Source organism: Guptibacillus hwajinpoensis (assembly GCF_001039475.1).
GTDB classification, from domain to species: domain Bacteria; phylum Bacillota; class Bacilli; order Bacillales; family Guptibacillaceae; genus Guptibacillus; species Guptibacillus hwajinpoensis.
In genome coordinates this window covers 1,263,536-1,287,161 of the sequence record NZ_LELK01000001.1, presented here as the reverse complement: position 1 = coordinate 1,287,161, position 23,626 = coordinate 1,263,536, and the positions used below count along the sequence as shown (strand labels likewise).

The window sequence follows — 23,626 nt, the reverse complement described above, 5'->3', positions numbered from 1 at the left end:
ACCCTGCTTATCCAGTTAGACTGGATCACTTTATGGTTTCTATCAAAACCGCTAGTGATAACGTGAATGCTCACGCCTTTACTTACTATCTGTTCAGCAAAGGGGCTCAAAAGTCCATTCCAATTAGTGTGCTACCTGTTTTCACCAACCACAGGCTCTCTACTTAACACAACAAATTGTACTACTCTTTATCATAGCCGATCTGTATTCTATATCCACTTTTAGTATAGCTTATTTGAAACGTGTCATGCAAGAAGTTAAGAACTTACAATAACAATGGATATGATAATTGTAACGAACGTCCAAAATGCTCCTGCTAGTAACAATGGATATGTAATCGGATTATCGTAATTTAATTGATAACTTAATTCGCTTTTATCCTCCTCAATCATTTGATGCTTTGTGCTATTTTTGAAATAGCGCTTAAAAGAATAGACAATTCCATCAAAGAATCCAGTTTGTACAACGTGAAGTGTTGCACCAATGAGAACCATCGCAAGTCCAATCATAAAAAGAAGATCAGATACAGCTCGGATTCCAATTCCTTCGTCAGATGTTATTAAAATAACGATTGATGAAACAAGTGCGAGTATTATAAGAAGTGTTGACTTTAACAGAAGTGATTTCATATATGCCCCCAATTATTCTTTCCTCTTATTCAGTATAAAAAAAGAACAGGGCAAGAACAATAGAAATGACGTAAAATTACCTAGTAGCATTTACAATTCGTTATTATTTCAGAAAATTCGGGGTTATGCATACGATATACAGTTATATATATTACATACTTTCAGGTAAGGGGCGTAGATAGATTTTCATACATTACACTGTAAGAAATAAAAATTACCCAAAAAACAGAGAATTAATACTAGGACTTTATGACTATTTTCTGTTATCCAAACGTAATCCTGACGCGGTTTTTGTAAATTTACGTTAAAAAAGCATATGCAAAATAGTTAGAAAACTTGTATAATACGAATTGTGGCAAAGGAATCAAATGAATTGTTAGATAATTTGATGAATTTTGTTCCACGTACATTAGCTTTTATAGCTACATATTTTAAGGGAGGTCACACAGCATGAAGAAATCAAGATGGACACTCGTCCTATCTCTTGTGCTTGTATTGAGCGTGTTCCTGTCGGCTTGCGGCGGCGGCGGCTCAAACAACGGGGGGAACAATGGTGGCGGAGAAGGCAACGGAGACTCTGCTTCTGAACAGATTATGAATTTATACGCAACTGCAGAGATTCCGTCAATGGATACTACGCAGGCTACTGATGCAACATCGTTTAACGCTATGAACCAAGTTTTCGAAGGTCTTTATCGCCTTGACGAAAACAACGAGCCAACACTAGGTGTTGCTGCTGAAGAACCTAAAGAAGAAGAAAAAGACGGTGAAACTGTCTATACCTTCACAATTCGCGATGATGCGAAATGGTCTGACGGTTCTGCTGTAACGGCAGAAGATTTCATTTATGCTTGGCATAAAGCTCTAAATCCAGAAACTATTTCTCCTTACGCTTCTATGTTCGGTACTGCAGGAATCAAGAACGGTAATGCAATCATTACTGAAGGCGATCCTCTTTACGGTAAAGTAGAAGAGCTCGGAGCTAAAGCAGTAGATGAGAAGACTCTTGAAGTAACTGTTGAGAACCAAGTCCCTTACTTCAAATCACTTCTAACATTTGCAACGTTCTATCCACAACCGAAAGCATTTGCTGAAGAGCAAGGTGAAGAATTCGCTCTTGAAGCAGATACTATGCTTTACAACGGACCATTCGTATTCTCTGAATGGAATCACGGTGAAGGCTGGAACTACAAAAAGAATCCTGAATACTGGGATGCTGAAGTTGTAAACCTTGAAGAAATCACTGTTAAAGTTGTTAAAGATACTGCAACAAGTGTAAACCTATATGAAACAGGAAAAGTTGACCGTGCTACTCTTGATGCTGACTTCGTTGATCAGTTTAAAGATGGTGAAGATTTCTCAACTATCCTTGAACCAACTATGTTCTTCCTTCGTCTAAACCAGGGAGAGAACGAAGCACTAGCTAACAAAGATATTCGTAAAGCACTATTCCTTGCTTATGACCGTGAAGGACTTGTAAATGTTCTTCTAAACAACGGTTCTGTTGCAGCGAAATATTTCGTACCAAAAGACTTTGTTAAAGGCCCAGATGGCGCTGACTTCCGTGAATTTGCTAAAGATGGTTTCTTCGCTGATCAAGGTGAAGCAGAAGCTAAAGAAGCATGGGAAGCAGGACTTGAAGCTCTTGGAACTGATTCAGTAGATTTTGAATTCCTTACTACTGATACTGAACTTTCTTCAACAATCGCTGAGTATGCGAAAGAGCAGTTTGAATCTAAGCTTGATGGTCTAACAATTACAATCAACAAGCAACCTTGGAAGCAATTCCTTAAACTTGAAGATGCAGGCGATTTCGACATCTCAACCGGTGGTTGGGGACCTGACTATCCAGATCCAATGACATTCCTTTACATGTTTGAAACTGATGGAGCATACAACCGCATGGGTTACTCAAGCGAAAAGTATGACCAACTTGTTTCAGACGCTAAGAAAGAAACAGATGAAGCTAAGCGTTGGGAAATGATGCAAGAAGCTGAGAAAGTACTAATGGAAGAAGATATTGCGATCGTTCCAACTTATCAGCGTGGACTTGCTATCATTCAGCAGCCTTACGTTAAGAACTACTATGTACACACATTTGGTGCAGACGCATCTTACAAGTGGGTTAAGATCGAAGGTAAATAATCTTAGATTTTCAGGAGAGTATATGTCATCCTGACATATGCTCTCTTTTTTACCTGTAATAAGAAATATGTCGAAATAAAACTAGAAATTGAAATAGATAGAAAATTTTTTCTAGTGATATTTCAAAATTCGACTTATAATGTATAAGCAGGTATCTATTGAGGAGGTTGGTTGTAGTGGGACGTTATATTGGCGGAAGAGTAGTATCAATGGTTATTACCTTCCTAATTATTGCTTCGCTAACGTTTTTTTTGATGAAGCTTCTCCCTGGTACACCGTTTAATAACCAGGAAAAGCTAACTGATACACAAATTGTTCAATTAAATGAAAAGTATGGCTTAAATGATCCAGTTGCTGTGCAATACTTCAGTTACATGAAGAATCTATTCGTTGGTGATCTTGGAGTATCCTTCCAGCAGGATGGTCGTGAAGTATCAACGATTATTGGGGAACGAATTGGGCCATCAGCGTATTTAGGGTTCCAGTCTATTGTACTTGGGACAATTGTTGGACTATTCCTTGGTATTATTGCAGCACTAAGACATAATTCATTTCTTGATTACGGGACAATGGTCATCGCTGTACTTGGTATTTCAATACCAAACTTTGTTATTGCAGGCCTAATGCAGTATTGGCTAGGTGTTAAGTGGGAACTGCTACCAGTTGCTTACTGGGATGGTTTCGCTTACACAATCATGCCGACGATTGCAATTGCTTCAATTGTTGTAGCTACCATTGCTCGTTTTATGAGAACGGAAATGCTAGAGGTTCTTGGACAGGACTATATTACAACAGCGAAAGCAAAAGGCTTAAGTAGCACAGCGGTTGTTATTAGACATACAATCCGTAATGCTTCTATACCTATCATTACCATTATGGGACCACTGGTTGTAGCTCTAATGACAGGTACTCTTGTAATTGAGCAGATCTTCGTTATCCCAGGACTTGGAGAAAAATTTGTTAATTCAATTATGACAAATGATTTCCCAATTATTATGGGTACGACGCTCTTCTATAGTTTGTTATTTATCGTAGTGATCTTACTTGTAGATATCATGTATGGTATCATCGATCCTCGAATTCGTTTAGCGGGAGGTAAAGATTAATGAGTATGAAACAAGAGAAACTAGATGAACTTTCAGACCACATGTTTCAGCCCGCTAATACTGATGCTTTAGAAAATGAACAGATTGCCGGTGAAAGTACTGGTTTTTGGAAAGATGCATGGAGAAGATTAAAGAAGAACCCTGGTGCAATTACAGGATTAATCATTATACTAATAATCGTTTTAATGTCTATCATCGGCCCTGGAATGAATGAATACTCATATTCTCAGCAGGATCTATCAAGAGCGAAGCTTCCTGCTAAAGTACCTGTACTTGAGAATGTAGATTTCCTAGGATTAAACGGTGTGGATATTCGTGGTACAGATCAGTACGAAGCTAAGGGAGTTGAAGAGTACTTTTGGTTTGGTACAGACGGCTTCGGTCGTGACCAATGGACTCGGGTATGGCAGGGTACTCGTATCTCACTTTTCATTGCAGCAGCGGCTGCATTCATTGACTTTGTAATCGGTGTAGCTTACGGTGGAATTTCAGCCTACTACGGCGGTCGTGTTGATAACATTTTACAGCGTATTATTGAAGTATTAATCGGTATTCCAAACTTAATTCTCATCATTCTCTTTATCTTAATCTTTGAGCCAGGGATATTCTCGATTATACTAGCCCTCTCCGTCACAGGTTGGGTAGGCATGTCGCGTATTGTTCGTGGACAAGTATTGAAGCTTAAAACACAAGAATTTGTATTAGCATCACGTACGCTCGGGGCAACGAGTGGCCGTGTTATCGGAAAACACTTGATTCCAAACGTATTAGGTCAAATTATCATTACAACAATGTTTACAATTCCAAATGCGATCTTCTTTGAAGCATTTCTTAGCTTTATCGGGCTTGGTATTCGCCCACCTGAAGCATCGCTTGGTTCGATTATTAACGATGGTTTCAAAAGCTTACAAATCTATCCGCACCTTGTTCTATGGCCGTCAATCATTATTTCACTTATTATGATTGCATTTAACCTGCTTGGTGACGGACTAAGAGATGCATTTGATCCAAAGCTACGTAAATAGGGGGGAATTAGAATGGAAAAGATTCTAGAAGTGAACGATTTGCACGTCTCCTTTGATACGTTTGCTGGAGAGGTCAAAGCAGTTCGTGGAGTAAACTTCCATTTAAATAAAGGTGAAACATTAGCAATTGTTGGAGAGTCTGGTTCAGGTAAATCAGTAACATCTAAAGCAGTTATGGGCTTGATTCCTAATCCTCCTGGACGCATTAAGCAAGGCGAAATTAAGTTTGGCGACCGCAACCTTGCACAATTGCCTGAAAAAGAAATGCAAAAAATCCGTGGTTCCGAAATTTCAATGATCTTCCAAGATCCGATGACATCTCTAAACCCGACGATGACAATTGGGAAACAGATCATGGAAGGTCTTATTAAGCACCAGAACATGAACAAGTCAGAAGCAAAAGAGCGAGCCATTGAGCTATTGAAATTAGTTGGTATTCCAAATGCAGAGGGAAGAGTGACCGAATATCCTCACCAATTCTCAGGTGGAATGAGACAGCGTGTTGTTATTGCAATTGCACTTGCTTGTAATCCACGTGTTCTTATTGCAGATGAACCAACTACAGCACTTGATGTTACGATTCAAGCGCAAATTCTTGAGCTTTTGAATGATTTACAAGAAAAAATGGGAACATCCATTATCTTTATTACACATGATCTTGGTGTTGTAGCTAACATTGCTGATCGAGTAGCAGTCATGTATGCCGGGAAAATTGTTGAAACGGGTACTGTTGATGAGATTTTCTATAATCCACAACATCCTTACACGTGGGGACTTCTCGGATCAATGCCAAGCCTTGATTCAACAGATGAAGAGCTAATTGCAATTCCTGGTTCACCTCCTGATCTACTTGATCCTCCAAAAGGTGATGCATTTGCACCGCGTAATCCATATGCAATGCAGATTGATACGGAAATGGAGCCTCCTTTATTTAAGGTTTCAGATACACACTATGCAGCAACATGGCTCTTGCATGAGAAAGCGCCTAAGGTAGAACCACCTGCAGCGATTAAGAAACGAATGCAAGGGATGGCTCCGGATGAGCCGATTATTGGTGCGAAAGATGGTGGTAAACATGTCTAATCAAGAAAAACTTCTAGAAATTAAAAACCTGAAACAACATTTCAAGGTTGGTAAAGGAACTGTGAAAGCTGTTGATGGGTTAACGTTTGATATTTATAAAGGTGAAACATTTGGTCTTGTTGGGGAATCTGGTTGTGGTAAATCGACAACTGGCCGTACTATTATTCGTCTTTACAATGCGACAGACGGAGAGGTTATTTTTAACGGAGAGGATGTTCATGGAAAGAAATCTGCTAAGGAATTGAAGAAATTCAATCGTAAAATGCAGATGATCTTCCAGGATCCTTATGCATCCCTTAACCCACGTATGACGGTTTCAGATATCATTGCTGAAGGTATTGATATCCATGGCCTTGCAAGCTCCAAGAAAGCTCGTATGGACAAAGTTCATGAGCTTCTTGAGACGGTTGGTCTTAACAAAGAGCATGCGAATCGCTATCCACATGAATTTAGCGGTGGACAGCGCCAGCGTATCGGAATTGCTCGTGCTCTTGCGGTAGATCCAGAGTTCATTATTGCCGATGAGCCAATTTCTGCGCTTGATGTTTCGATTCAAGCTCAGGTTGTTAACCTAATGAAAAAGTTGCAAAGGGAAAAGGGATTAACGTATCTCTTCATCGCGCATGATTTGTCTATGGTTAAATATATTAGCGATCGTATTGGTGTGATGTACCGCGGTGAGATTGTAGAGCTAGCAGAAAGTGAAGAGTTGTACCGCAATCCGCTTCATCCATACACGCAGTCATTACTTTCAGCAATCCCACTTCCGGATCCTGAATATGAGCGTTCTAGAAAACGTAAAATCTATGATCCTGAGAAACACCTTTCTGAAAACGGTGAAAAGCGCGTTTTACGTGAGGTAACAGAAGGCCATTGGATTGCATGTACAGAAGAGGAATTTAATAAGTTCAACGTTACGGTTTAATAAGAAAAAGAGCGACATTTCATTTGAAATGTCGCTCTTTTTTTATTTTGGCTATGTTGGCTCATATTGTTGATTTCTCGATTTTTGGCTCATTCGAGTGAAACCTCAGTTTCACTCGCCTTTCAGCTCTGCTGAAAGGTCGCCCTGTGACCAATCGTCTGAGCAAATGAATTTGCTCGAAGCGATTGGTCACCGCAGGGCGTAAATTGAGCCTAAAATCAACAATGGTCATTAACATAGCCTTTATTTTTGTTCTTTGGTCTTATATTTGATAACCAAATAAGGTATGTATAGGATAATTGCTAGAAAGAGAATAGATTTCACATAAAGGGATAAGTCTGCAGGTAGCGAATAGTCTATTAAAACCACCACTCCAAGAACAATCGTAATTACAAATAAACTGATTCGTAATGTAGTCATATTTTGCTCCTTAACTAAATTGGTAGGGGGGATTTGATGATTTTTTACGTTTATAATCCTGAGTTTGATGAAGAAGTGCTTCATTCCTTACGAATTGAGAATCCATCCTATAATCGTTTTCCTTCTGAAGAATCAATTGTTTATTTATTTGAAGAACAGGAAGAAACGATTGGCTACATGTGGATGGAAGTAAACGGAGATCATGTTATGTTAGTGGATTTCTTTTTCAAAGGATCAGAGGGTAAAAAAAGAGGGCTTTATGATTTTATAGTGAAGCTAGCAAAAAATCAATCTAGACCATTTCTGCTTATGAAGATTCCAGAATTCATGAGTGAAGATATAAGAAAGAAATGGGGTGGGAAGATAAGGGAAAGGGACGGAAAGGATTTACTTATTGAGATCCCTTTCCAAAAGTAAAATAAGTAGTATTAAACACTCTTTTGCCATTCTTCCTGTGTGGTCATGCTCTGCTCAACTAATTGATCCAAGTCGGATAGAGCTGATGCTGCTTCTTGATCTGAAATGACCTTATAGTGGTGATTGCCACCAGGCTCTTCGTCGGCTTCATCTGCCATTGCTACGACTTCTTGAAGTGCATTACGATTAACCGTGCCTAAGAAATATGAATCAGTATGGAAAAGAATAGCGACGGCTATTTCTTTTGCTCCAACTGGATCTTCCCCGAGTCGAATGAGCATTTTGTGTGCTCGCTCAGCCCCTTTAATCGCATGAATATCATTTTGTTTATATAAATTATAATCCCATTTACCGTTACGATACCAGGTGTAATGGCCAATATCATGGAGTAGTGCTGCCTTTGTTGCAAGATCAGGATTTACTGAGTATTCAATTGCAAAGTAGTAGGCGTGCCTTGCAACAGTAATCGCATGAGCCAGTCCAGCCCGTTTTAAATACTTACGTGCGAATGGTAGTTGATAGATGTCTGATAATGTTACATGTCTCATGGTTTACGTCCTCCTGACTATCCGAAAATTGTTTCTAAAAATCATACCATGATACTACAAATAAATCAATTCACTAAGTTCACGAAAAAGACTTATTCAATTTTACTGGAAGTTCTTTCAAAGAGTGCGTATTCATCTTATAATAGAGAAGGCAAACTAATAAAGGAGAGAGAAATCGTGCGTATGTTGAATGTTGGATTAAAGAGTGTAATCGCATCGATAATGCTATTTTCTGTGTTCGGACAACCTGCATTAGCAGAAGGTGAAGCGTTATCAGCGTCAAATCTTAAGGGGATAGAAACAGCGAGTAAAGAACTAACACTCCCTGATCGTCTACCGAGGTTCGTTTATGATTCAGGACTTGATTTTGAATATCCTGATGCAGTAAGAGGAATTTATGTAACAGGAAACTCAGCTGGTGGTAGTCGATTTAGCAATTTGACTGAGTTACTTGACTCAACTGAATTGAATGCTATGGTCATTGATTTCAAAGATGATTTTGGTAATCTTACATATGTACCAAAAAAAGATTCCCCTTTAGCAGAATATGAGATTGGTAAACCTTATATGAAAGAACCTCGTAAGGTGTTAGAAGAGCTTGAGAAGCATGAAATCTACCCTATTGCTAGAGTAGTAGTGTTTAAGGACACAGTGCTTGCTGAAGCTAGACCTGAGCTTTCTTATAAAGAAGGTGGATCAGTATGGAAGAACGGACGCGGTGAAGCGTTTGTAAATCCATTTAAAGAAGAAGTTTGGGATTATAATGTTCAGATTGCAATTGAAGCAGCTAAAATGGGCTTTAAAGAAATTCAATTTGATTATGTGCGATTTCCTGAAGGATTCGAAACACGTGATGACAAGCTAGAATATACGATGGGTAAATACAAAGATATGGACATGGATAACGTACAGAAACGTGTACAAGCCGTTACAGACTTTGTTGCATACGCAAATTCAAAGCTAGAGCAATATGATGTTGACGTTTCTGTAGATATTTTTGGTTATTCAGCAACAATTCCAGAAGCACCAGGTATCGGACAAAACTTCTCCAAAATCTCAAGTAATGTTGATGTGATCTCATCTATGATTTACCCTAGTCACTGGGGCTCGTATTTTGGTATTTCGAAGCCGGATTTAGAGCCTTATAACTTGGTAAACGAATACGCTAAAGTTGAGAATAAAGTATTAGGTGATCTTGAAGAAGCTCCTACAAGTAGACCATGGATTCAAGACTTTACAGCAAGTTATCTTGGTAGTGGGAATTATTTAAACTATGGTAAAGCTGAAGTTGAGGCGCAAATTAAAGCATTGAACGATAATGGTATTGATGAATTCCTTCTATGGGATGCAAGTAACAGTTACACGAGAAATGTTGATTATACACCTTAATGATAAGCATAGACCGCCTCACTTTGAGGCGGTTTTTTCTGTTTTATTGATCTTATTGATACACACCAATATTAGTATTTTATACAATTTGTTGAATGTTTACTTAGGTGAAAAGAGGGAAAATTAACAAAGAACACTAGAGCATAGCACTATTTTACTGGATAAATGTGTTATAATAATAATGATGAATACATTTAAAAGGAGTAGATCAATGAACTGGTATGAGAAGCTGAAGCAATATTTCCCCATTGAAGAAATGAAATCTAAAGAGCATATGGATTTGTTATTAAGTGAGAAGGGTCATATTTACAATAAGGATGAAGGTCCCAATCATGTATTAATGTACGCCGATTTGCCTGATTTCATATTCGTGGATTATATTTTCGTTTCCAGTGATGCCAGAGGTCAAGGGCTAGGAAAGAAATTGATTGAGAAATTGAAAGAAAAGAACAAACCAATCATTCTTGAAGTAGAACCTGTAGATTATGAAGAGACGGATACAGAAAAAAGACAGCGCTTTTATTTAAGAGAAGGTTTCAAGCATGCGAAGTCAATAGGATATCGCAGACGTTCTCTCGCAACAAATGAAATCAATGAAATGGAAATTCTATATTGGTCGCCGAGTGAAGCCGGTGAAAAAGAGGTTTACGAGGCTATGAAGCATACGTACCAAGAAATTCATGCATACAAGGACAAGCAGTTGTATGGTGAATCTTATCAGCCTGTGGAAGAAGTTCTAAGTCTTAAAGAAACGCATGAGTTAGTAGAAGATTAAGATTTCTGTTTTCTAACAGGAGGGAAGCTTCTAATGAAAAATCGTGAAAAGAAAAAGAAAAAGAAGCGTGATTGGTTGAAGGATTTGTTTAAGAAACGATGGAAAAGCTGGAAACCGCAGTCTTCTAAAGAACCCGCCTCCAATACGAAAACTTCCGCATAAAAAAAGAAAGCCAAACGGCTTTCTTTTTTTTATGCTTCTATTTCCTTTTTCTTATCTTGACGCTTTTGACGACGTTGATCAATCAAATAATAAACGACTGGTATAAATACTAACGTAATAAAGGTTGCAACACTAAGTCCAAATACAATAACAATGGCCATAGGCTGTTGGATTTCTGTACCTTCTCCAAATCCAAGAGAGAGTGGCACAAGCCCGAGGATTGTCGTTAGAGCCGTCATAAGGATCGGTCTAAGTCTAATGGGTCCAGCTTCTAATATAGCTGAACGCGTATCCATACCAGTTTCTCTGAGCTGATTAATATAATCAACGAGCACGATGGCATTGTTAACAACTATTCCTGTTAAGATAAGCATTCCAATTAGCGATCCAACTCCTAAAGGTTGGAATGAAATTAGTAATCCAAAGATAATCCCAATAGCTGTTAATGGAACAGAGAACATAATAATGAATGGATATAAGAATGATTCAAATTGTCCAGCCATCACCATATACACAAGAACAATTGCAAGTGCTAGGGCACCTGAGAGTTTAAAGAATGCATCGTTCATCTGCTCGTCCTGCCCGCCAAATGTAATTTTGTAAGCATTACCAGGTAAAGGAACGTCCTTTACAAGTTTGGCTCTAATTTCATCTGTGACAGTACCAAGATCTCGATTTAGAAGGCTAGCTGTTATTTCCACTTGTCGTAAACGATCTGTCCTAGTAATTTCAGATGGACCTAATCCTCGCTTTATTTCAGCAACTGCAGAAAGAGGGACTTTTTGCCCTGTCTGTGCTTCGACTAGGAGATTTTCAAGTGAATCCAAAGAATCTGTGAACTTATCATCCACTGTTAAGCGAATATCAAGCTGATTCCCATCTCGCGCAAGGTTACTAGCGACAAGACCTCTCGTAGCATTAGAGATGGCAGTTGAAATTTGCGAACTACCAATGCCGTAACTTGATGCTTTTTCTCGATCAATTAGAATCTGAACTTCAGGATTATTGGATTCAATACTCGAAACGGGTTCCCGAACCCCTTCAACTTCAGAGATGCTCTCCAATACGTCATCAGACAGTTCTTTCAGAACATCAAGATCTGGTCCGATAATATTTATTGCAATCGGATCCGCACTAAATCCAGAATCACTTGCTGAGACGGAAATATCGGCGTTAGGAATCGTTTTGACATTTTTTCTTATTGTTTCAGCTACTTCAAGGTCGGATTTCTCTCGTTCACTAATTGGAACGAGAAGAACACTATAGGTAGCCCGATTTGTCTGACTTCCAGCTCCTACACTAAAGTTATCCGTCCCACCTGCTGTGAGATAAGAAAGTTCAACTTCTTCTACATCCTCAAGTATTTTGTTAATTTCTTCGGTAACATCTTCAGTAGCTTCAAGTGAGCTTCCAGCAGGTAGGTTTGCTGAAATATTAACAAAACTCTGGTCCTGTGCAGGAAGAAACTCTGTTCCAATGAAGGGAGTACCTGCTGCAGATAATGCGAGTAACAAAACAGTAAACCCGACAGTTTTCTTAGGGTGTTTTAACGTTTTATCTAGAACGCGTCTGTACCAGTTATTAACGCGATCGAATCGAACTTGAAAAATTGACTTTGATTCGTTCCGATTCATCAGAAGAGATGAAAGTAGTGGAACGATAATTAAGGCGGTAAACAGTGAAGCAATTAAAGAATATGTAACAGCTAGTGCTAAAGGTTTGAAAAGCTGTGCTGCAAGACCTGTTACAAATACAATAGGTAAGAAAACAACAACAGTTGTGAGTGTAGATGCAATGATGGCACTACCTACTTCTTTCGTACCTTCAACTGCAGCGTTTTTAAGTGATTTACCTTCTTGTCTTAATCGATATATATTTTCTAATATAACGATGGAGTTATCGACCATCATTCCGACACCTAAAGCAAGACCTCCAAGGGTGAGAAGGTTAATCGTTTGTCCAGAAAAATACATTAAGATAAATGCACCGACGATGGAAATTGGAATGGAAAGACCAATAATGAGCGTACTACGGATATTACGTAAGAACAGATAAAGAACAGCAGCAGCAAGGATGCTTCCAATGATAATATTCCATACAACAGCGCTGATCGATTGGTTAATAAATTTCGCTTGATCAAAAACCGTTTTAATTTCCATATCATTTGGAAGGGAAGGCTGAATCTCTTCGAGTTTCTCATTAATGTCGTTTACTACACTAACTGTATTCGAGCCAGATTGTTTTTGAATCGAAAATCCGATGGCTGGTTCACCATTCAAATAACTTTCTTGAATTGCAGGCTTCATTGTTTCATTGATATCAACAAGTTGACTGAGTTTAACCGTTCCGCTCTCAGTAGGAACTGAAAGATTTTTCAAGTCTTCAACGGATTCAAATTCACCGGTCACACGGAGCGGTAGATTTTTGTTTTCCGTTTCAATTGATCCACTAGGGATATTAAGGTTTTCGGAGCCAATTAGCTGTTGCAAGTGCGTTAATGTAACGCCATATTGACTAAGTTTATCCGGGTCAGCTGTTAGTCTGATTTCTTTCTCGAGCTGTCCTTCTATTGTTACTGCAGCAACACCAGGCACGGAATCAAGAGAAGGTTTAATTTGATCTTCAATAATTTTCTTTACTTCTGTTAAATCTTCTTCCGATCCGGCTACGCCAAGTTGCATAATTGGGATATCACTTGGATTAAATCTTAACACCTTAGGAATAGGTACCTCAGAAGGTAGAGAATCTCTAACCGCATCGATTTGTTCCCTCATATTTAAGGTGGCAAAATCCATATCCGTTCCCCATTCAAAGGAGACAAGAATGAGCGCACCTCCATTTCGAGAAACAGACGAAATGCTTTCAACATTAGGGAGCGTACCCATTACATTTTCAAGCGGAGAAGCGAGTAAATTCTCTACTTCTTCAGGACCAGCTCCGTCATAGGTAACGGTAACAGCAGCAACTGGAAAGGTTAGGTCAGGGAATAAATCTACCGGCATATTCCGAAGAGATACCGTTCCGATAATGAGAATGAAGATAATAACCATTCCCATTGCAATTGGTCGGAAAACAGAAAGTTTAGCTATATTCATTTATTTCAACTCACTTCTTTACCTGGATTTCGGATGCATCGTTCAAGCGATCTTTTCCTTGCGTGATTACGGTATCTCCTTTAGAAAGACCGCTTGTAATCTGGATGTTTTCACCTGACTCTGCTCCAAGCTCAACTTCCACTTTTTTAACTTTTGTACCTTCAGGAACGTAGACGTAGTTCTCTTTATCACCGTAGATGACAGATTCTTTAGGAATGACAATTGCATTCTCAATTTTATTCGTATTCACGGTAGCCGTTGCTTTCATGCCACCTTTGATTTTTCCATCCTTATTCTCAATTGGTATCTCAACTAAGAATGAACCAGTTTGTTCGTTTGCTGTAGGTGGGATAGCAGTTAACTTTCCTTCGAATGATCCCTCAACACCATCAAATGTAACGTTCACTTCTTGTTCCTTTTCTAATTGTGAGATCTGAAAGCTATTCACTTGAAAAGCAGCATGTATAGGTGTGAGATTAACAATTACTGCAATAGGTGTACTAGGAACGGCTGTGGCATTTTCTTCTGTATTTATTTGTGATACGACGCCGTTAATTGGTGATTCAATTGTAGTAGCATTTAGAACATCTCTAGCTTGATTTAAGCTGGCTTTTGTTTCTGACAGCTGTGTTTCTAACTGTGTAACGTTTCCAGCAGACATTGAAGGTACCTGAGCGGCTGCTTGAGATAGTTGAGCCTGCTTAATCGTTACTTCAAGACTCTCTTTCAGAACATCTGCAGCGGTAACCTCTTCTGAATCAAGTTCGTTAAGTAGCTGCTTTGACCGTTCAAGTGATGCGTTAAGGTCTGTTTGGAGATCTTTCAATTCCTGTGCGCTTTTTTCAGCTTGCTGTGACAGTTCTTTTGCTTGATCGACTGCATTTTGGAGTTCGTTCACAGCATTTGTAAGTTGTGCGACATTTTCTCTAGCCGTTGTATCATCTAAGGCGACAAGGAGATCGCCTTTTTCGACAGTACTACCAACTGTGACATTGATTTCATTTACTTCTAGTGGAGACGGTGCGACAAGTGGAATCGTAACACCAGGTGTAGCTTGTCCTGTTAATTCAAGTTCATCAGTTAAATTCATCTGCTTAACTGCAGTTGTTTCAACAGGTATAGCTTCGTTAGCTGTTTCTTCATTAGTAATTTCTTGTGTTGTACAAGCGCTTGCAAACACAAGCATGCCCGCAAGCAAGATGGTTTTTTTCATTAATTTCACCTCATAATTAGTGTCTCTCTTACGAATGGTATCATGTGAAGCAATTCTTAAATAGCATGTAAAATCAAACATTATTAAACAATGTAGGTTTGAAAGGGGAAGCAAGGGGTATATAGGAGGTAGAGATTCGAACAGGAATTGTATAACTATTGTATAACTTTTATGTAAATTTTGTCATCCCCTATTTATTTTATAGGAATTGTAGTATAATACAAATTGTGTAAAGATAATTTTTCTAATGTAAGAATGACGTTTATTTATAGAAAGGAGCAATTCCTTATGGTAACACTCTATACATCTCCGAGTTGCACATCTTGCCGTAAAGCGAAAGCATGGTTGCAGGAGCACGACATTCCATTTACAGAGCGCAATATTTTTTCAGAACCTCTTACAATTGAAGAAGTGAAAGAAATTCTTCGAATGACTGAAGACGGAACAGATGAAATTATATCAACTCGCTCGAAAACATTCCAGGAATTGAACTTGAATCTAGATTCAGTATCACTCCAAGAATTATTTGAACTTATTAGTGAGCACCCTGGATTGCTTCGTCGTCCGATTATTTTGGATGAAAAGCGACTACAGGTTGGTTATAATGAAGACGAAATTCGTCGTTTTCTACCTCGCAAAGTTCGTACATTCCAACTTCAAGAGGCTCAGCGTCTTGCTAACTAATTAAAAACTTCTACAGGAGTTCCTGTAGAAGTTTTTTGTTTGATACTAACTTATTGGATGTAAATGGTATTTCTTTTTAATTTTCTAACGATCCAGCCTCCAGCAATGACGACTAGTAAGAAAGTGAATTGAATGAACCATTCCATTGAGGGATACATGTGGAAAAACGATTTTAATTCGGATGCACTCGTTAACATTCTTCCAGATGTTAACGCGAGAATTCCTGCACCGATATAAATTAAAATAGGAAAATGGTCCAGAGCATGCATGATCATCTTACTGCCCCATACGATAATAGGGATAGAGATCAATAATCCAAAGACGACGAGTGGTAGTTTTCCTTCTGAAGCCCCAGCAATGGCAAGCACGTTATCTAGCCCCATTATTAAGTCTGCAAGTACGATTGTTCGTATAGCGCCCCAAAATGAAAACTTAGAATGAACTGTTTCGCTGCTTTCACTATCGATTACAAGCTTAAAGGAAATGTACAACAGGAATAGACTACCAACAATTAATAAGAAAGGGAGCATTAATAAATAGACAGCTACTATGGTTAGTGCTATTCTAAGTCCAACAGCGAGGGCTGTTCCAATCATAATCGCTTTACCACGATGTGACTCGGGGAGGTTTCTGCAGGCAAGGGCTATGACAACGGCATTGTCACCCCCAAGCACAATGTCAATACCGATAATGAAAAGGATCGATGTTAAAGTTTCTATATTAAGCAAGGAATCCACTCCCGGTTAGCGAATTTTTAATCTTATGACAGGAGCACTTTGGGGCAAGCTATACACATAAATAAATATATTGTGTATATGGTTTAATATGAGTGAAAAAATCAAACGATTTTTTATTTCCATTCTGAGAAGGTTTATCATAGAATGGTATTACAAGAGAAAAGCGATTAAGTACAGTCGCTTAAGGGAAAGAGAAAATTAGGAGTATCCCAGAGGGAATAGCCTTCCGGTTACACAAACAGGAGGGAGAGAGTACACATGGAAATTGAACGCGTCAACGCGAATACATTAAAATTCTTCATTACGTATAGAGATATTGAAAATAGAGGATTCGATCGTGAAGAGATCTGGTACGATAGAGAAAGAGGCGAAGAGTTGTTCTGGGAGATGATGGATGAAGCACATCAAAGAGAACAATTTTCACTTGAAGGTCCTCTCTGGATACAAGTTCAAGCTCTTGAAAAGGGACTTGAAATCATTGTAACTCGTGCTCAGATGTCAAACGACGGATCTAAACTCGAACTTCCAATCTCAGAAGAAAAGCAGCTTGATCTTCCCCTTGATGAGAATATGGATAAAATTCTTGATGATAAGTTTGCCCTTCAAAATAACTATGATCCAGAAGATGAACCTGAACCGATTGAGGGAGAAGAGCTTTCCTTTATGATTGGATTTAGAGACTTTGAAGATGTGATTTCATTATCACACGGGTTTGATCCAACAGGTGTTGAGAATGGCTTGTACCATTTTGAGGACCGTTATTATCTCCACGTTGTCTTTGATGAATCATTAATAGAAGAAGAGCAGGACAACCGATTGAGTCAGCTGTTGGAATATGGATATGAAACAGAACTGACACTTCACCGCATACAAGAATACGGTAAGGAGATTCTCTCTGAGCAAGCTCTTGAACAACTCCGCGGACACTTTCCACTCTTATAAGTCCGGGCCGATTTCATTTGAAATCGGCTTTTTTTCTATTTAGAAAAAGCCTTTTCTTAAAGGTTGTTATTCCTGATTTTTTTTGTTTAAACACCACACTTCGCTAATTGAAGCGAGCATCCTGGAGCGGAAATTAACCAGCTATAGCAACAATACCTACGAAAAAAGCCATTTTAAAAAAGGATTTAAGAAAAAAATAGAGAATGTCATTTTAAGTACAAATGAAAGAGAGGTGTTGTAATGCTTACGGCGCACTTAAAGGATGGAACACTTTTTAATCTCGCAGATCCTAACCATGTCTTAAAAGATTTACGCAAGCTAAGAAATTTGCAGTATTTCTGTCCTACTTGTAAAGAAAGAGTCATAATGAAATTGGGCGAGAAAAGAGTATGGCATTTTTCCCATCACGTTAGTGACTTCTGTATTGGTAATTGGGAACGAGAATCAAATTATCACCTTTCTGGCAAAAAACAGCTTTATGAATGGGTAAAGAAAGAAAACCTCGATGTGAAGTTAGAATACTACTTACATTCTTCGAAACAGCGCCCGGATCTTCTGCTTCCTTCAAGGCGAATCGCCATTGAATACCAATGCTCTTCTATCGATGATCGCACTCTTAGACAACGAACAACTGATTATGATTCATTAGGTTACGATGTTCGCTGGATATTTGGTGCCGTGCGTTACAAAAGCAAATACCGATCAATTCAATCCATTAGTGCAATGGAATGGAGTGCGGTCCACTATGCAAATGGTAATCCAATGCTTACCTATTATTGTCCCGAACAACAGAAATTCGCCTTCGTCACCATCTTCTATACTTTAACTCCTACGAAAACCGTTTGTTCCACTTCTTATTACCCTTCATCTAGCCTTACACTCTCGAATCTTCTAGTTTCTCCTCCTAAATCAGTCAACTCGATTGACCACACTTCACTCTGGCTTAAACAAAAGCGCATTTGGCGTCAAAATCCTCATGGTGAAAAATCTTTCGCTTATTTCTATCTTCGAAAGTTACTTTACTCCAAAGGTTACAGTACCCGCATGTTCCCCTGTGAAGCAGGTATTCTCTCACCATACAACTACTGGCTTTCAACCCCACCATACCTATGGCAAACTTGGGTTCTTGTGTGTTTCTTGCCTACAGTCTCCATTGGAAATCAATTCACCTTCGATACCATCCTGCGCTCCTTCCAACAGGTTATTTCAATTAACTTAATACAAGTAAGGACATCAATTGGAGAAAAACGGTCTAATGAGGCTTTGGCATTGAAAGGATATTTGAATCAACTAATCCGGTTAAAAGTAGTAAAAGAAAGGGATAATGAACGATATGAAAAGCTTTACCAGCCGCAAATGAATAGAGATATTGATCGTTGTTATGAATTAGATTTGGCTATATTAAGAAGACTTCAATGAGTTGCAAGGATTGTCGAGCGAAATTGTAAGAATTATATGTAGAATATGGTACGATAAAAAGTGTGACGTTATTATTTGATGGAGGTGTCTTATCGATGGAAGAGAAAAAAGTAAATGCTTTGCCTAAACGTGAGGATATTCCAGTTGAAGATACTTGGGATTTAGAAGCCATTTATGAGAATGATGAGAAGTGGGATGAAGGGTTTACAGAAATTAAAAGTCTGCTTCCTGATATGGAACAATACAAAGGTAAAATTGGTGAATCTGCAGAAACGTTATATCAAGCTTTACAGAAGCAGGATGAAATTACGATTAAGCTAGGAAAACTTTATACATATGCGCATATGCGCTACGATCAGGATACAACAAATTCCCATTACCAGGGATTGAATGATCGTGCAGCAAATTTAGCCACACAGGTGAGTAGTGCCCTTGCTTTTGTTGTACCTGAAATCCTAAGTCTACCTGAAGAGAAAATTCAGCAATTTTTGAAGGAAAAGAAAGAATTGGAGCTATATGCTCATGCTCTTGATGAAATTAACCGCCAACGTCCACACGTTCTTTCTAAAGAGGAAGAAGCTATTCTTGCAGGTGTGAGTGATGTGACCAATAGTTCTAGCAACACATTTGGTATGCTTAACAATGCTGACATGAAGTTCCCAACGATCAAGGATGAGAATGGGGAAGAAGTGGAAGTAACTCACGGACGCTATATCCGCTTTCTTGAAAGCAGTGACCGACGAGTACGTAAAGATGCATTTAAAGCTGTTTATGAAACGTATGACAAGTTCAAGAATACGTTTGCGAGCACGTTAAGTGGAACAGTGAAGCGCGATAACTACAATGCGGATGTGAGGCATTATGATTCTGCAAGACAGGCGGCGCTCGATAACAACAATATTCCTGAGGATGTATACGATAATCTTGTGGAAACCGTTAATAGCCGCTTAGACTTGCTTCATCGCTATGTGAACTTGCGAAAGAAAGCACTCGGGCTAGATGAAATTCATATGTATGACTTGTATACGCCACTTGTACCTGAAGTGAAAATGGAAGTTTCCTATGAGGAAGCGAAGAACTATATTCTAAAGGGATTAACACCACTTGGTGAAGAGTATCAAGGAATTCTTGAAGAAGGGTTCTCCAATCGCTGGGTAGATATACAAGAGAATGTTGGGAAGCGAAGCGGTGCCTATTCATCCGGCACATTCGGAACACGCCCTTATATTCTTATGAACTGGCAGGATAATGTGAACAATCTATTTACGCTTGCTCACGAGTTCGGCCATTCTGTGCACAGCTATTATACAAGAGAGAACCAGCCCTATCCTTATGCGAATTATTCAATCTTCGTAGCTGAAGTAGCATCTACGACGAATGAATCACTTCTTAACCATTATTTACTTGAGAATACAAGCGATAAGAAAGAAAAGCTTTATTTGTTGAATCATTTTCTTGAAGGATTCCGTGGCACGGTATTCAGGCAGACAATGTTTGCGGAGTTTGAGCACGCGATTCATAAGAAAGCTCAAGATGGAGAACCTTTAACACCAGATCTTCTTTCAAGCATTTATTATGATTTGAATAAAAAATACTTTGGGGAAGATCTCGTTATTGATGAGGAAATTGCGATCGAGTGGGCACGTATCCCACACTTCTATTACAACTATTATGTTTTCCAGTATGCAACTGGATTTAGTGCGGCTGCTTCTCTTTCTAATCAGATTCTTGATGAAGGTGACGAAGCTGTGAAGCGGTATATTGACTTCTTGAAAGCCGGAAGTTCAGATTATCCAATTGAAGTACTGAAAAAAGCTGGAGTCGATATGACGTCATCAAAGCCAGTTAGCGATGCGCTTGATGTGTTTGAGTCCATTCTTGATGAAATGGAAAGTCTTCTATTTGAATAGCTCTTTTTGTACCATTGGTAGCTATAGTGGGGTGATTTCCGCTCCAATCAGCAGAGTGTGGTTCTTTATTCAATAATTGTTACAAAAGCAACCATTTTTAGAAAAGAGACACTTGAATAAAACAAATGCCTTCTCCACTTCGGAGAAGGCATTTCTATTGATCGAACCCACGGAATTGATTTCTTGTATTAAAGAGACTGACGGTAAACAGGATGGAAACAAATAATAGAGCCGCCCCAACAATCGTCGGGATAAATTTAAGTAGGCTCATGATGAAGAGAACAAAGCTAACAGCAACAAAGGCAACACTTAGGAATAATAAGATTCGTTGCATATACTTACCTCCTCATCTTAAACGTATGTCGCTTTTTTTGAGTGTATGCTGCTAGAGAAATGACAATCGCTAGAGATAGAAAGGGGAACAGAATAAGAATTCCGTTCCCCTTTCTATTCTATATGCGTTTTTATGCGTTAATCGTACGCCAGAAACATCCGTGTTTAACGGGTACTTTTTCTACCCTCTGCTTAAGGGCAAGCTTTTTCATTTCTGCGTCTGCTTCTTCACATGTTAAATCATACACAACGGCAACTTCTTTTGTTGCGACGAATTGATAGAGACTCATGAACTCTTCAAGTGACGGAAGTGGTTTAGGTTCTGGCTTTGTTTTCAGCATTTCGGTGAGAATACGAACATAAACTTCATAGTCATACACACCTGTAATTTTAAGACCTTCTTCTTCAATATTCTCATTAAAGAAAACAAGTGTAGGAAGTTCTTCAACTTCCATCTCAGTGGAAATTTTCAAATCACATTGTAATGCTTTCACAGCTGCTTGAGATTGGAGATCCTTTTTGAATTCATCTACATCGAGACCTGTTTCTCTTGCTGCTTGAATAAGGTTTTCTTCCTTTGTCATGTTTTGTTTCTTGATAAAGAGAAGCTCTCGCATTTTTCTAAGATATCGAAAACCGGGAAGCTTTCCCTGAAGCTCTGCAGCCTTAATAGCGATCGCTGCGATATAAGGGGTGTCCATTGGGTCTTCATACCATAAATCACCGTCACAGGACATTCCAGAGCGGCTAGCGGTGCGCTCCCAACGTTGTGCAACGTCCGCATGTGTTTTGATACCTTCATTCTTTCTTTTAAACGAATTAAATGTTTGAATATTTCCACCGATTAAGTGTCTTAATCGGAAAGTATGTCCGTATTCGAGATGTAATTTCTTAATGTTGGGTTCAAGCCCCCAGCAGTCAGGACAGAGCGGATCTATAAATGAATAGATTTCGATAGGCTTGCCCTTTTGAGATGGAGCTGAACAGGCTGTATCGGTTTGTCCGTTTGGATTGTAAGAATCGCAATAGGAACCAACTACATTCGGTGTCAATTCGATTCTCCTTTCTCTTCCCGATCACCAGTGTTAACCATATGATGGGCTGTGAACGTCAATCTTGTTAATAGGTGTTCTTTAAGTTCTTTCTCTAATTCCACCTCATCCATTGCTTCTTCCATACACGCTAGCCAAGCAGTTGCTCTACGAGGCGTAATTTCGAATGGAAGATGTCTTGCTCTTAACATAGGATGCCCATGTTCTTCAGAATATAGAGGAGGTCCTCCAAGAAATTGGGTTAGGAATTGAGTTTGTTTTCTTGCCGTTTCAGTTAAATCATCTGGAAATATTGTTTTTAATTCGGGATGTTGTGAAACGCGATTATAAAAAGCAGTCACGAGTTGTTCTAACTGTGATCCGCCTAAATGATCATACATATTATGCTTCATAGTACTTTTCCCCTTTGGAAAGTAAAACCTTATTTCATGTTCATTTTAGCAACCTCCCTACATAACAGCAAATAATCCGATTTGAAATGATTGGTAAACTAAAAAAACAGAGCTGTTTAGCCCTGTTCTTGTGATGCAAGAAAGAATCGAAGTATTTTGTTTTTCGCGTTGCGTTCTTTAATGTGATGCTGGTTTAGAAGGTCGTGAAAAGCGTGCTTTCCTTCTTCATAGTTCGTTACTTCAAACTCAAGTTCGAAATCTTCTCTATTAAGATACTCGCTGTGATCAAGAACAAGCAATCCTGAATCAATGGTTCGTTCAGCTCGGTGTGTGGTTAGACTTCCAAGATGAACTAATTCAGTATGGATGCCGAGATTATAAAGCTGATCTTGAACTTCTCCAGCAGGCAGTTGTCCTTTTGACTTAATGAAATCGTATGTATCTTGAGTAATGGACTGGTGTGTTTCGAGTAACCCCTCACTTGCAGGTTCTTTTAGCGTTAAGAAGAGCGTATTATTTTTATTCCTAACTCTGAGTGCCGCTCCTTTTTCACGCAGGAGAAACCCTTTCGTATCGAAATAGTCATTTGTTTGCGTTTTAATATCCTCTTCACCTAATTCATAGGCGGTTAATAGGGTATGGTATTCTTCTTTTGTAAGCATGTTTTTAAATTCAATTTCAACTTCTTGTGACATCTCTTAATCCTCCATTCGCCTCATCATAAGAGAATTATGGCATATGTACGTATCTAGGACAACAACGATGAAATCACCCTGCGCTGTGTGATAAACTAGTAAGTGATACATAGAGGATATACAGAGAGAGGAGAGGTCATTGTGTCAGAACAATACTACATCATATCAGGGGAATTAACAGAAGATACGCTAACGTTTAGTCTAAACGAGAAAGTCGATTTGGCTACCTATACAGCAACAGGAAATATGTTAGTGGATTCAGATTCATTATCATTCGTTTACTTGCTTGACGGAGGGGAAGGGTATTCATATATCCGCTTCCAAGAAGAAGCTTGGCCAATGCTTAACAATATTCTAACCAATGATCTAACAGTATTTGCTAGCTCAGAGGGTGGGAATTCTCTGGAACTTATAGAAATGAAAGAGGAACTATCCTACTTAGTTGAGAATATTAAAGATAACTCCAATTATGGAGAAGAAATGAATCAAGCTGTTGAGAAAGCATTTCTAACAGCCTCATAATAGATATT

The 23,626-nt window shown here is 38.8% G+C and carries 24 protein-coding genes and 1 other annotated feature (1 of these 25 only partly in view); of the genes, 14 read left to right on the top strand and 10 right to left on the bottom strand.

The features are described 5' to 3' along the window. Positions 1–204: a binding site (T-box leader), on the bottom strand (it extends 26 nt beyond the left edge of the window). 53 nt (positions 205–257) lie between these two features. After that, positions 258–629, bottom strand: a complete 372-nt coding sequence (locus AB986_RS21080; protein ID WP_053216055.1) for a DUF3899 domain-containing protein — start codon at positions 627–629, stop codon at positions 258–260. A gap of 450 nt (positions 630–1,079) precedes the next feature. On the opposite strand from AB986_RS21080, the gene AB986_RS06505 reads away from it, so the two are divergent. The 5 genes from AB986_RS06505 to AB986_RS06485 all read left to right on the top strand — a co-directional run bounded on the left by AB986_RS06505 (position 1,080) and on the right by AB986_RS06485 (position 6,913). Beyond that, positions 1,080–2,774 carry a peptide ABC transporter substrate-binding protein gene (locus AB986_RS06505; RefSeq protein WP_048310057.1) on the top strand — a complete coding sequence of 565 codons (1,695 nt, stop codon included), beginning with the start codon at positions 1,080–1,082 and terminating at the stop codon, positions 2,772–2,774. A 176-nt stretch (positions 2,775–2,950) separates the two neighbouring features. Continuing rightward, complete coding sequence (opp3b, locus tag AB986_RS06500; RefSeq protein ID WP_048310056.1) at positions 2,951–3,880, top strand: oligopeptide ABC transporter permease; 930 nt, start codon at positions 2,951–2,953, stop codon at positions 3,878–3,880. Positions 3,881–3,885: 5 nt separating this feature from the next. Further along, the gene (opp3C, locus tag AB986_RS06495) at positions 3,886–4,905 is read left to right on the top strand and encodes an oligopeptide ABC transporter permease (protein WP_048310943.1); all 1,020 of its coding nucleotides are present in this window, start codon (positions 3,886–3,888) and stop codon (positions 4,903–4,905) included. A gap of 12 nt (positions 4,906–4,917) precedes the next feature. Beyond that, positions 4,918–5,988, top strand: coding sequence for an ABC transporter ATP-binding protein (locus AB986_RS06490; protein ID WP_048310055.1), 1,071 nt, complete (start codon positions 4,918–4,920; stop codon positions 5,986–5,988). Continuing rightward, positions 5,981–6,913, top strand: coding sequence for an ABC transporter ATP-binding protein (locus AB986_RS06485; RefSeq protein ID WP_048310053.1), 933 nt, complete (start codon positions 5,981–5,983; stop codon positions 6,911–6,913). The genes AB986_RS06490 and AB986_RS06485 overlap by 8 nt, the downstream gene beginning before the upstream one ends. 243 nt (positions 6,914–7,156) lie before the next feature. Here the strand turns inward: AB986_RS06485 and AB986_RS22280 are convergent, their stop codons facing one another. Further along, positions 7,157–7,333 carry a hypothetical protein gene (locus AB986_RS22280; protein WP_161797340.1) on the bottom strand — a complete coding sequence of 59 codons (177 nt, stop codon included), beginning with the start codon at positions 7,331–7,333 and terminating at the stop codon, positions 7,157–7,159. 36 nt (positions 7,334–7,369) lie between these two features. On the opposite strand from AB986_RS22280, the gene AB986_RS06480 reads away from it, so the two are divergent. Then, entirely contained in the window at positions 7,370–7,750 is a 381-nt protein-coding gene (locus AB986_RS06480; protein WP_048310051.1) for a hypothetical protein, read from the top strand. Positions 7,751–7,761: 11 nt separating this feature from the next. Here AB986_RS06480 and AB986_RS06475 read toward each other — a convergent pair whose 3' ends face one another. Beyond that, positions 7,762–8,298, bottom strand: coding sequence for an HD domain-containing protein (locus AB986_RS06475; RefSeq protein ID WP_048310050.1), 537 nt, complete (start codon positions 8,296–8,298; stop codon positions 7,762–7,764). A 183-nt stretch (positions 8,299–8,481) separates the two neighbouring features. On the opposite strand from AB986_RS06475, the gene AB986_RS06470 reads away from it, so the two are divergent. The 3 genes from AB986_RS06470 (at position 8,482) to AB986_RS22835 (ending at position 10,624) form a co-directional block, all read left to right on the top strand. Continuing rightward, positions 8,482–9,687 carry a putative glycoside hydrolase gene (locus AB986_RS06470; RefSeq protein WP_048310942.1) on the top strand — a complete coding sequence of 402 codons (1,206 nt, stop codon included), beginning with the start codon at positions 8,482–8,484 and terminating at the stop codon, positions 9,685–9,687. A gap of 211 nt (positions 9,688–9,898) precedes the next feature. After that, complete coding sequence (locus tag AB986_RS06465; protein ID WP_048310049.1) at positions 9,899–10,462, top strand: GNAT family N-acetyltransferase; 564 nt, start codon at positions 9,899–9,901, stop codon at positions 10,460–10,462. A gap of 33 nt (positions 10,463–10,495) precedes the next feature. Next, positions 10,496–10,624, top strand: coding sequence for a hypothetical protein (locus AB986_RS22835; RefSeq protein ID WP_269082690.1), 129 nt, complete (start codon positions 10,496–10,498; stop codon positions 10,622–10,624). Positions 10,625–10,653: 29 nt separating this feature from the next. Here the strand turns inward: AB986_RS22835 and AB986_RS06460 are convergent, their stop codons facing one another. Together AB986_RS06460 and AB986_RS06455 are read right to left on the bottom strand one after the other, a co-directional pair. Beyond that, positions 10,654–13,719, bottom strand: a complete 3,066-nt coding sequence (locus AB986_RS06460; RefSeq protein WP_048310048.1) for an efflux RND transporter permease subunit — start codon at positions 13,717–13,719, stop codon at positions 10,654–10,656. Between the two features lie 10 nt (positions 13,720–13,729). Beyond that, on the bottom strand, positions 13,730–14,932 hold the full coding sequence (locus AB986_RS06455; protein WP_048310047.1) for an efflux RND transporter periplasmic adaptor subunit: 1,203 nt from the start codon (positions 14,930–14,932) through the stop codon (positions 13,730–13,732). A 288-nt stretch (positions 14,933–15,220) separates the two neighbouring features. On the opposite strand from AB986_RS06455, the gene spxA reads away from it, so the two are divergent. After that, positions 15,221–15,616 (top strand): transcriptional regulator SpxA, encoded by a 396-nt coding sequence (spxA, locus tag AB986_RS06450; RefSeq protein WP_048310046.1) that lies wholly within the window; start codon positions 15,221–15,223, stop codon positions 15,614–15,616. A gap of 50 nt (positions 15,617–15,666) precedes the next feature. On the opposite strand, the gene AB986_RS06445 is transcribed toward spxA, so the two are convergent. After that, positions 15,667–16,344, bottom strand: coding sequence for a TerC family protein (locus tag AB986_RS06445; RefSeq protein ID WP_048310045.1), 678 nt, complete (start codon positions 16,342–16,344; stop codon positions 15,667–15,669). 267 nt (positions 16,345–16,611) lie between these two features. Here AB986_RS06445 and mecA point away from each other — a divergent pair, with 267 nt between their 5' ends. The 3 genes from mecA (at position 16,612) to pepF (ending at position 20,624) form a co-directional block, all read left to right on the top strand. After that, on the top strand, positions 16,612–17,295 hold the full coding sequence (gene mecA / locus AB986_RS06440; protein ID WP_048310044.1) for an adaptor protein MecA: 684 nt from the start codon (positions 16,612–16,614) through the stop codon (positions 17,293–17,295). Positions 17,296–17,535: 240 nt separating this feature from the next. Then, entirely contained in the window at positions 17,536–18,714 is a 1,179-nt protein-coding gene (locus AB986_RS06435) for a competence protein CoiA (protein WP_048310043.1), read from the top strand. Between the two features lie 95 nt (positions 18,715–18,809). Continuing rightward, on the top strand, positions 18,810–20,624 hold the full coding sequence (gene pepF, locus AB986_RS06430; RefSeq protein WP_048310042.1) for an oligoendopeptidase F: 1,815 nt from the start codon (positions 18,810–18,812) through the stop codon (positions 20,622–20,624). A 154-nt stretch (positions 20,625–20,778) separates the two neighbouring features. Here pepF and AB986_RS06425 read toward each other — a convergent pair whose 3' ends face one another. The 4 genes from AB986_RS06425 to AB986_RS06410 all read right to left on the bottom strand — a co-directional run bounded on the left by AB986_RS06425 (position 20,779) and on the right by AB986_RS06410 (position 23,096). After that, entirely contained in the window at positions 20,779–20,958 is a 180-nt protein-coding gene (locus AB986_RS06425; RefSeq protein WP_048310041.1) for a hypothetical protein, read from the bottom strand. A 130-nt stretch (positions 20,959–21,088) separates the two neighbouring features. Continuing rightward, positions 21,089–21,913: a ClpXP adapter SpxH family protein gene (locus AB986_RS06420; RefSeq protein ID WP_048310940.1), complete on the bottom strand. Its 825-nt coding sequence runs from the start codon at positions 21,911–21,913 to the stop codon at positions 21,089–21,091. Positions 21,914–22,005: 92 nt separating this feature from the next. After that, on the bottom strand, positions 22,006–22,401 hold the full coding sequence (locus tag AB986_RS06415) for a globin domain-containing protein (RefSeq protein ID WP_048310040.1): 396 nt from the start codon (positions 22,399–22,401) through the stop codon (positions 22,006–22,008). Between the two features lie 116 nt (positions 22,402–22,517). Further along, positions 22,518–23,096, bottom strand: a complete 579-nt coding sequence (locus AB986_RS06410) for a CYTH domain-containing protein (protein WP_048310038.1) — start codon at positions 23,094–23,096, stop codon at positions 22,518–22,520. Between the two features lie 141 nt (positions 23,097–23,237). On the opposite strand from AB986_RS06410, the gene AB986_RS06405 reads away from it, so the two are divergent. Beyond that, positions 23,238–23,618: a UPF0738 family protein gene (locus AB986_RS06405; protein WP_048310036.1), complete on the top strand. Its 381-nt coding sequence runs from the start codon at positions 23,238–23,240 to the stop codon at positions 23,616–23,618. Positions 23,619–23,626: the final 8 nt, after the last annotated feature.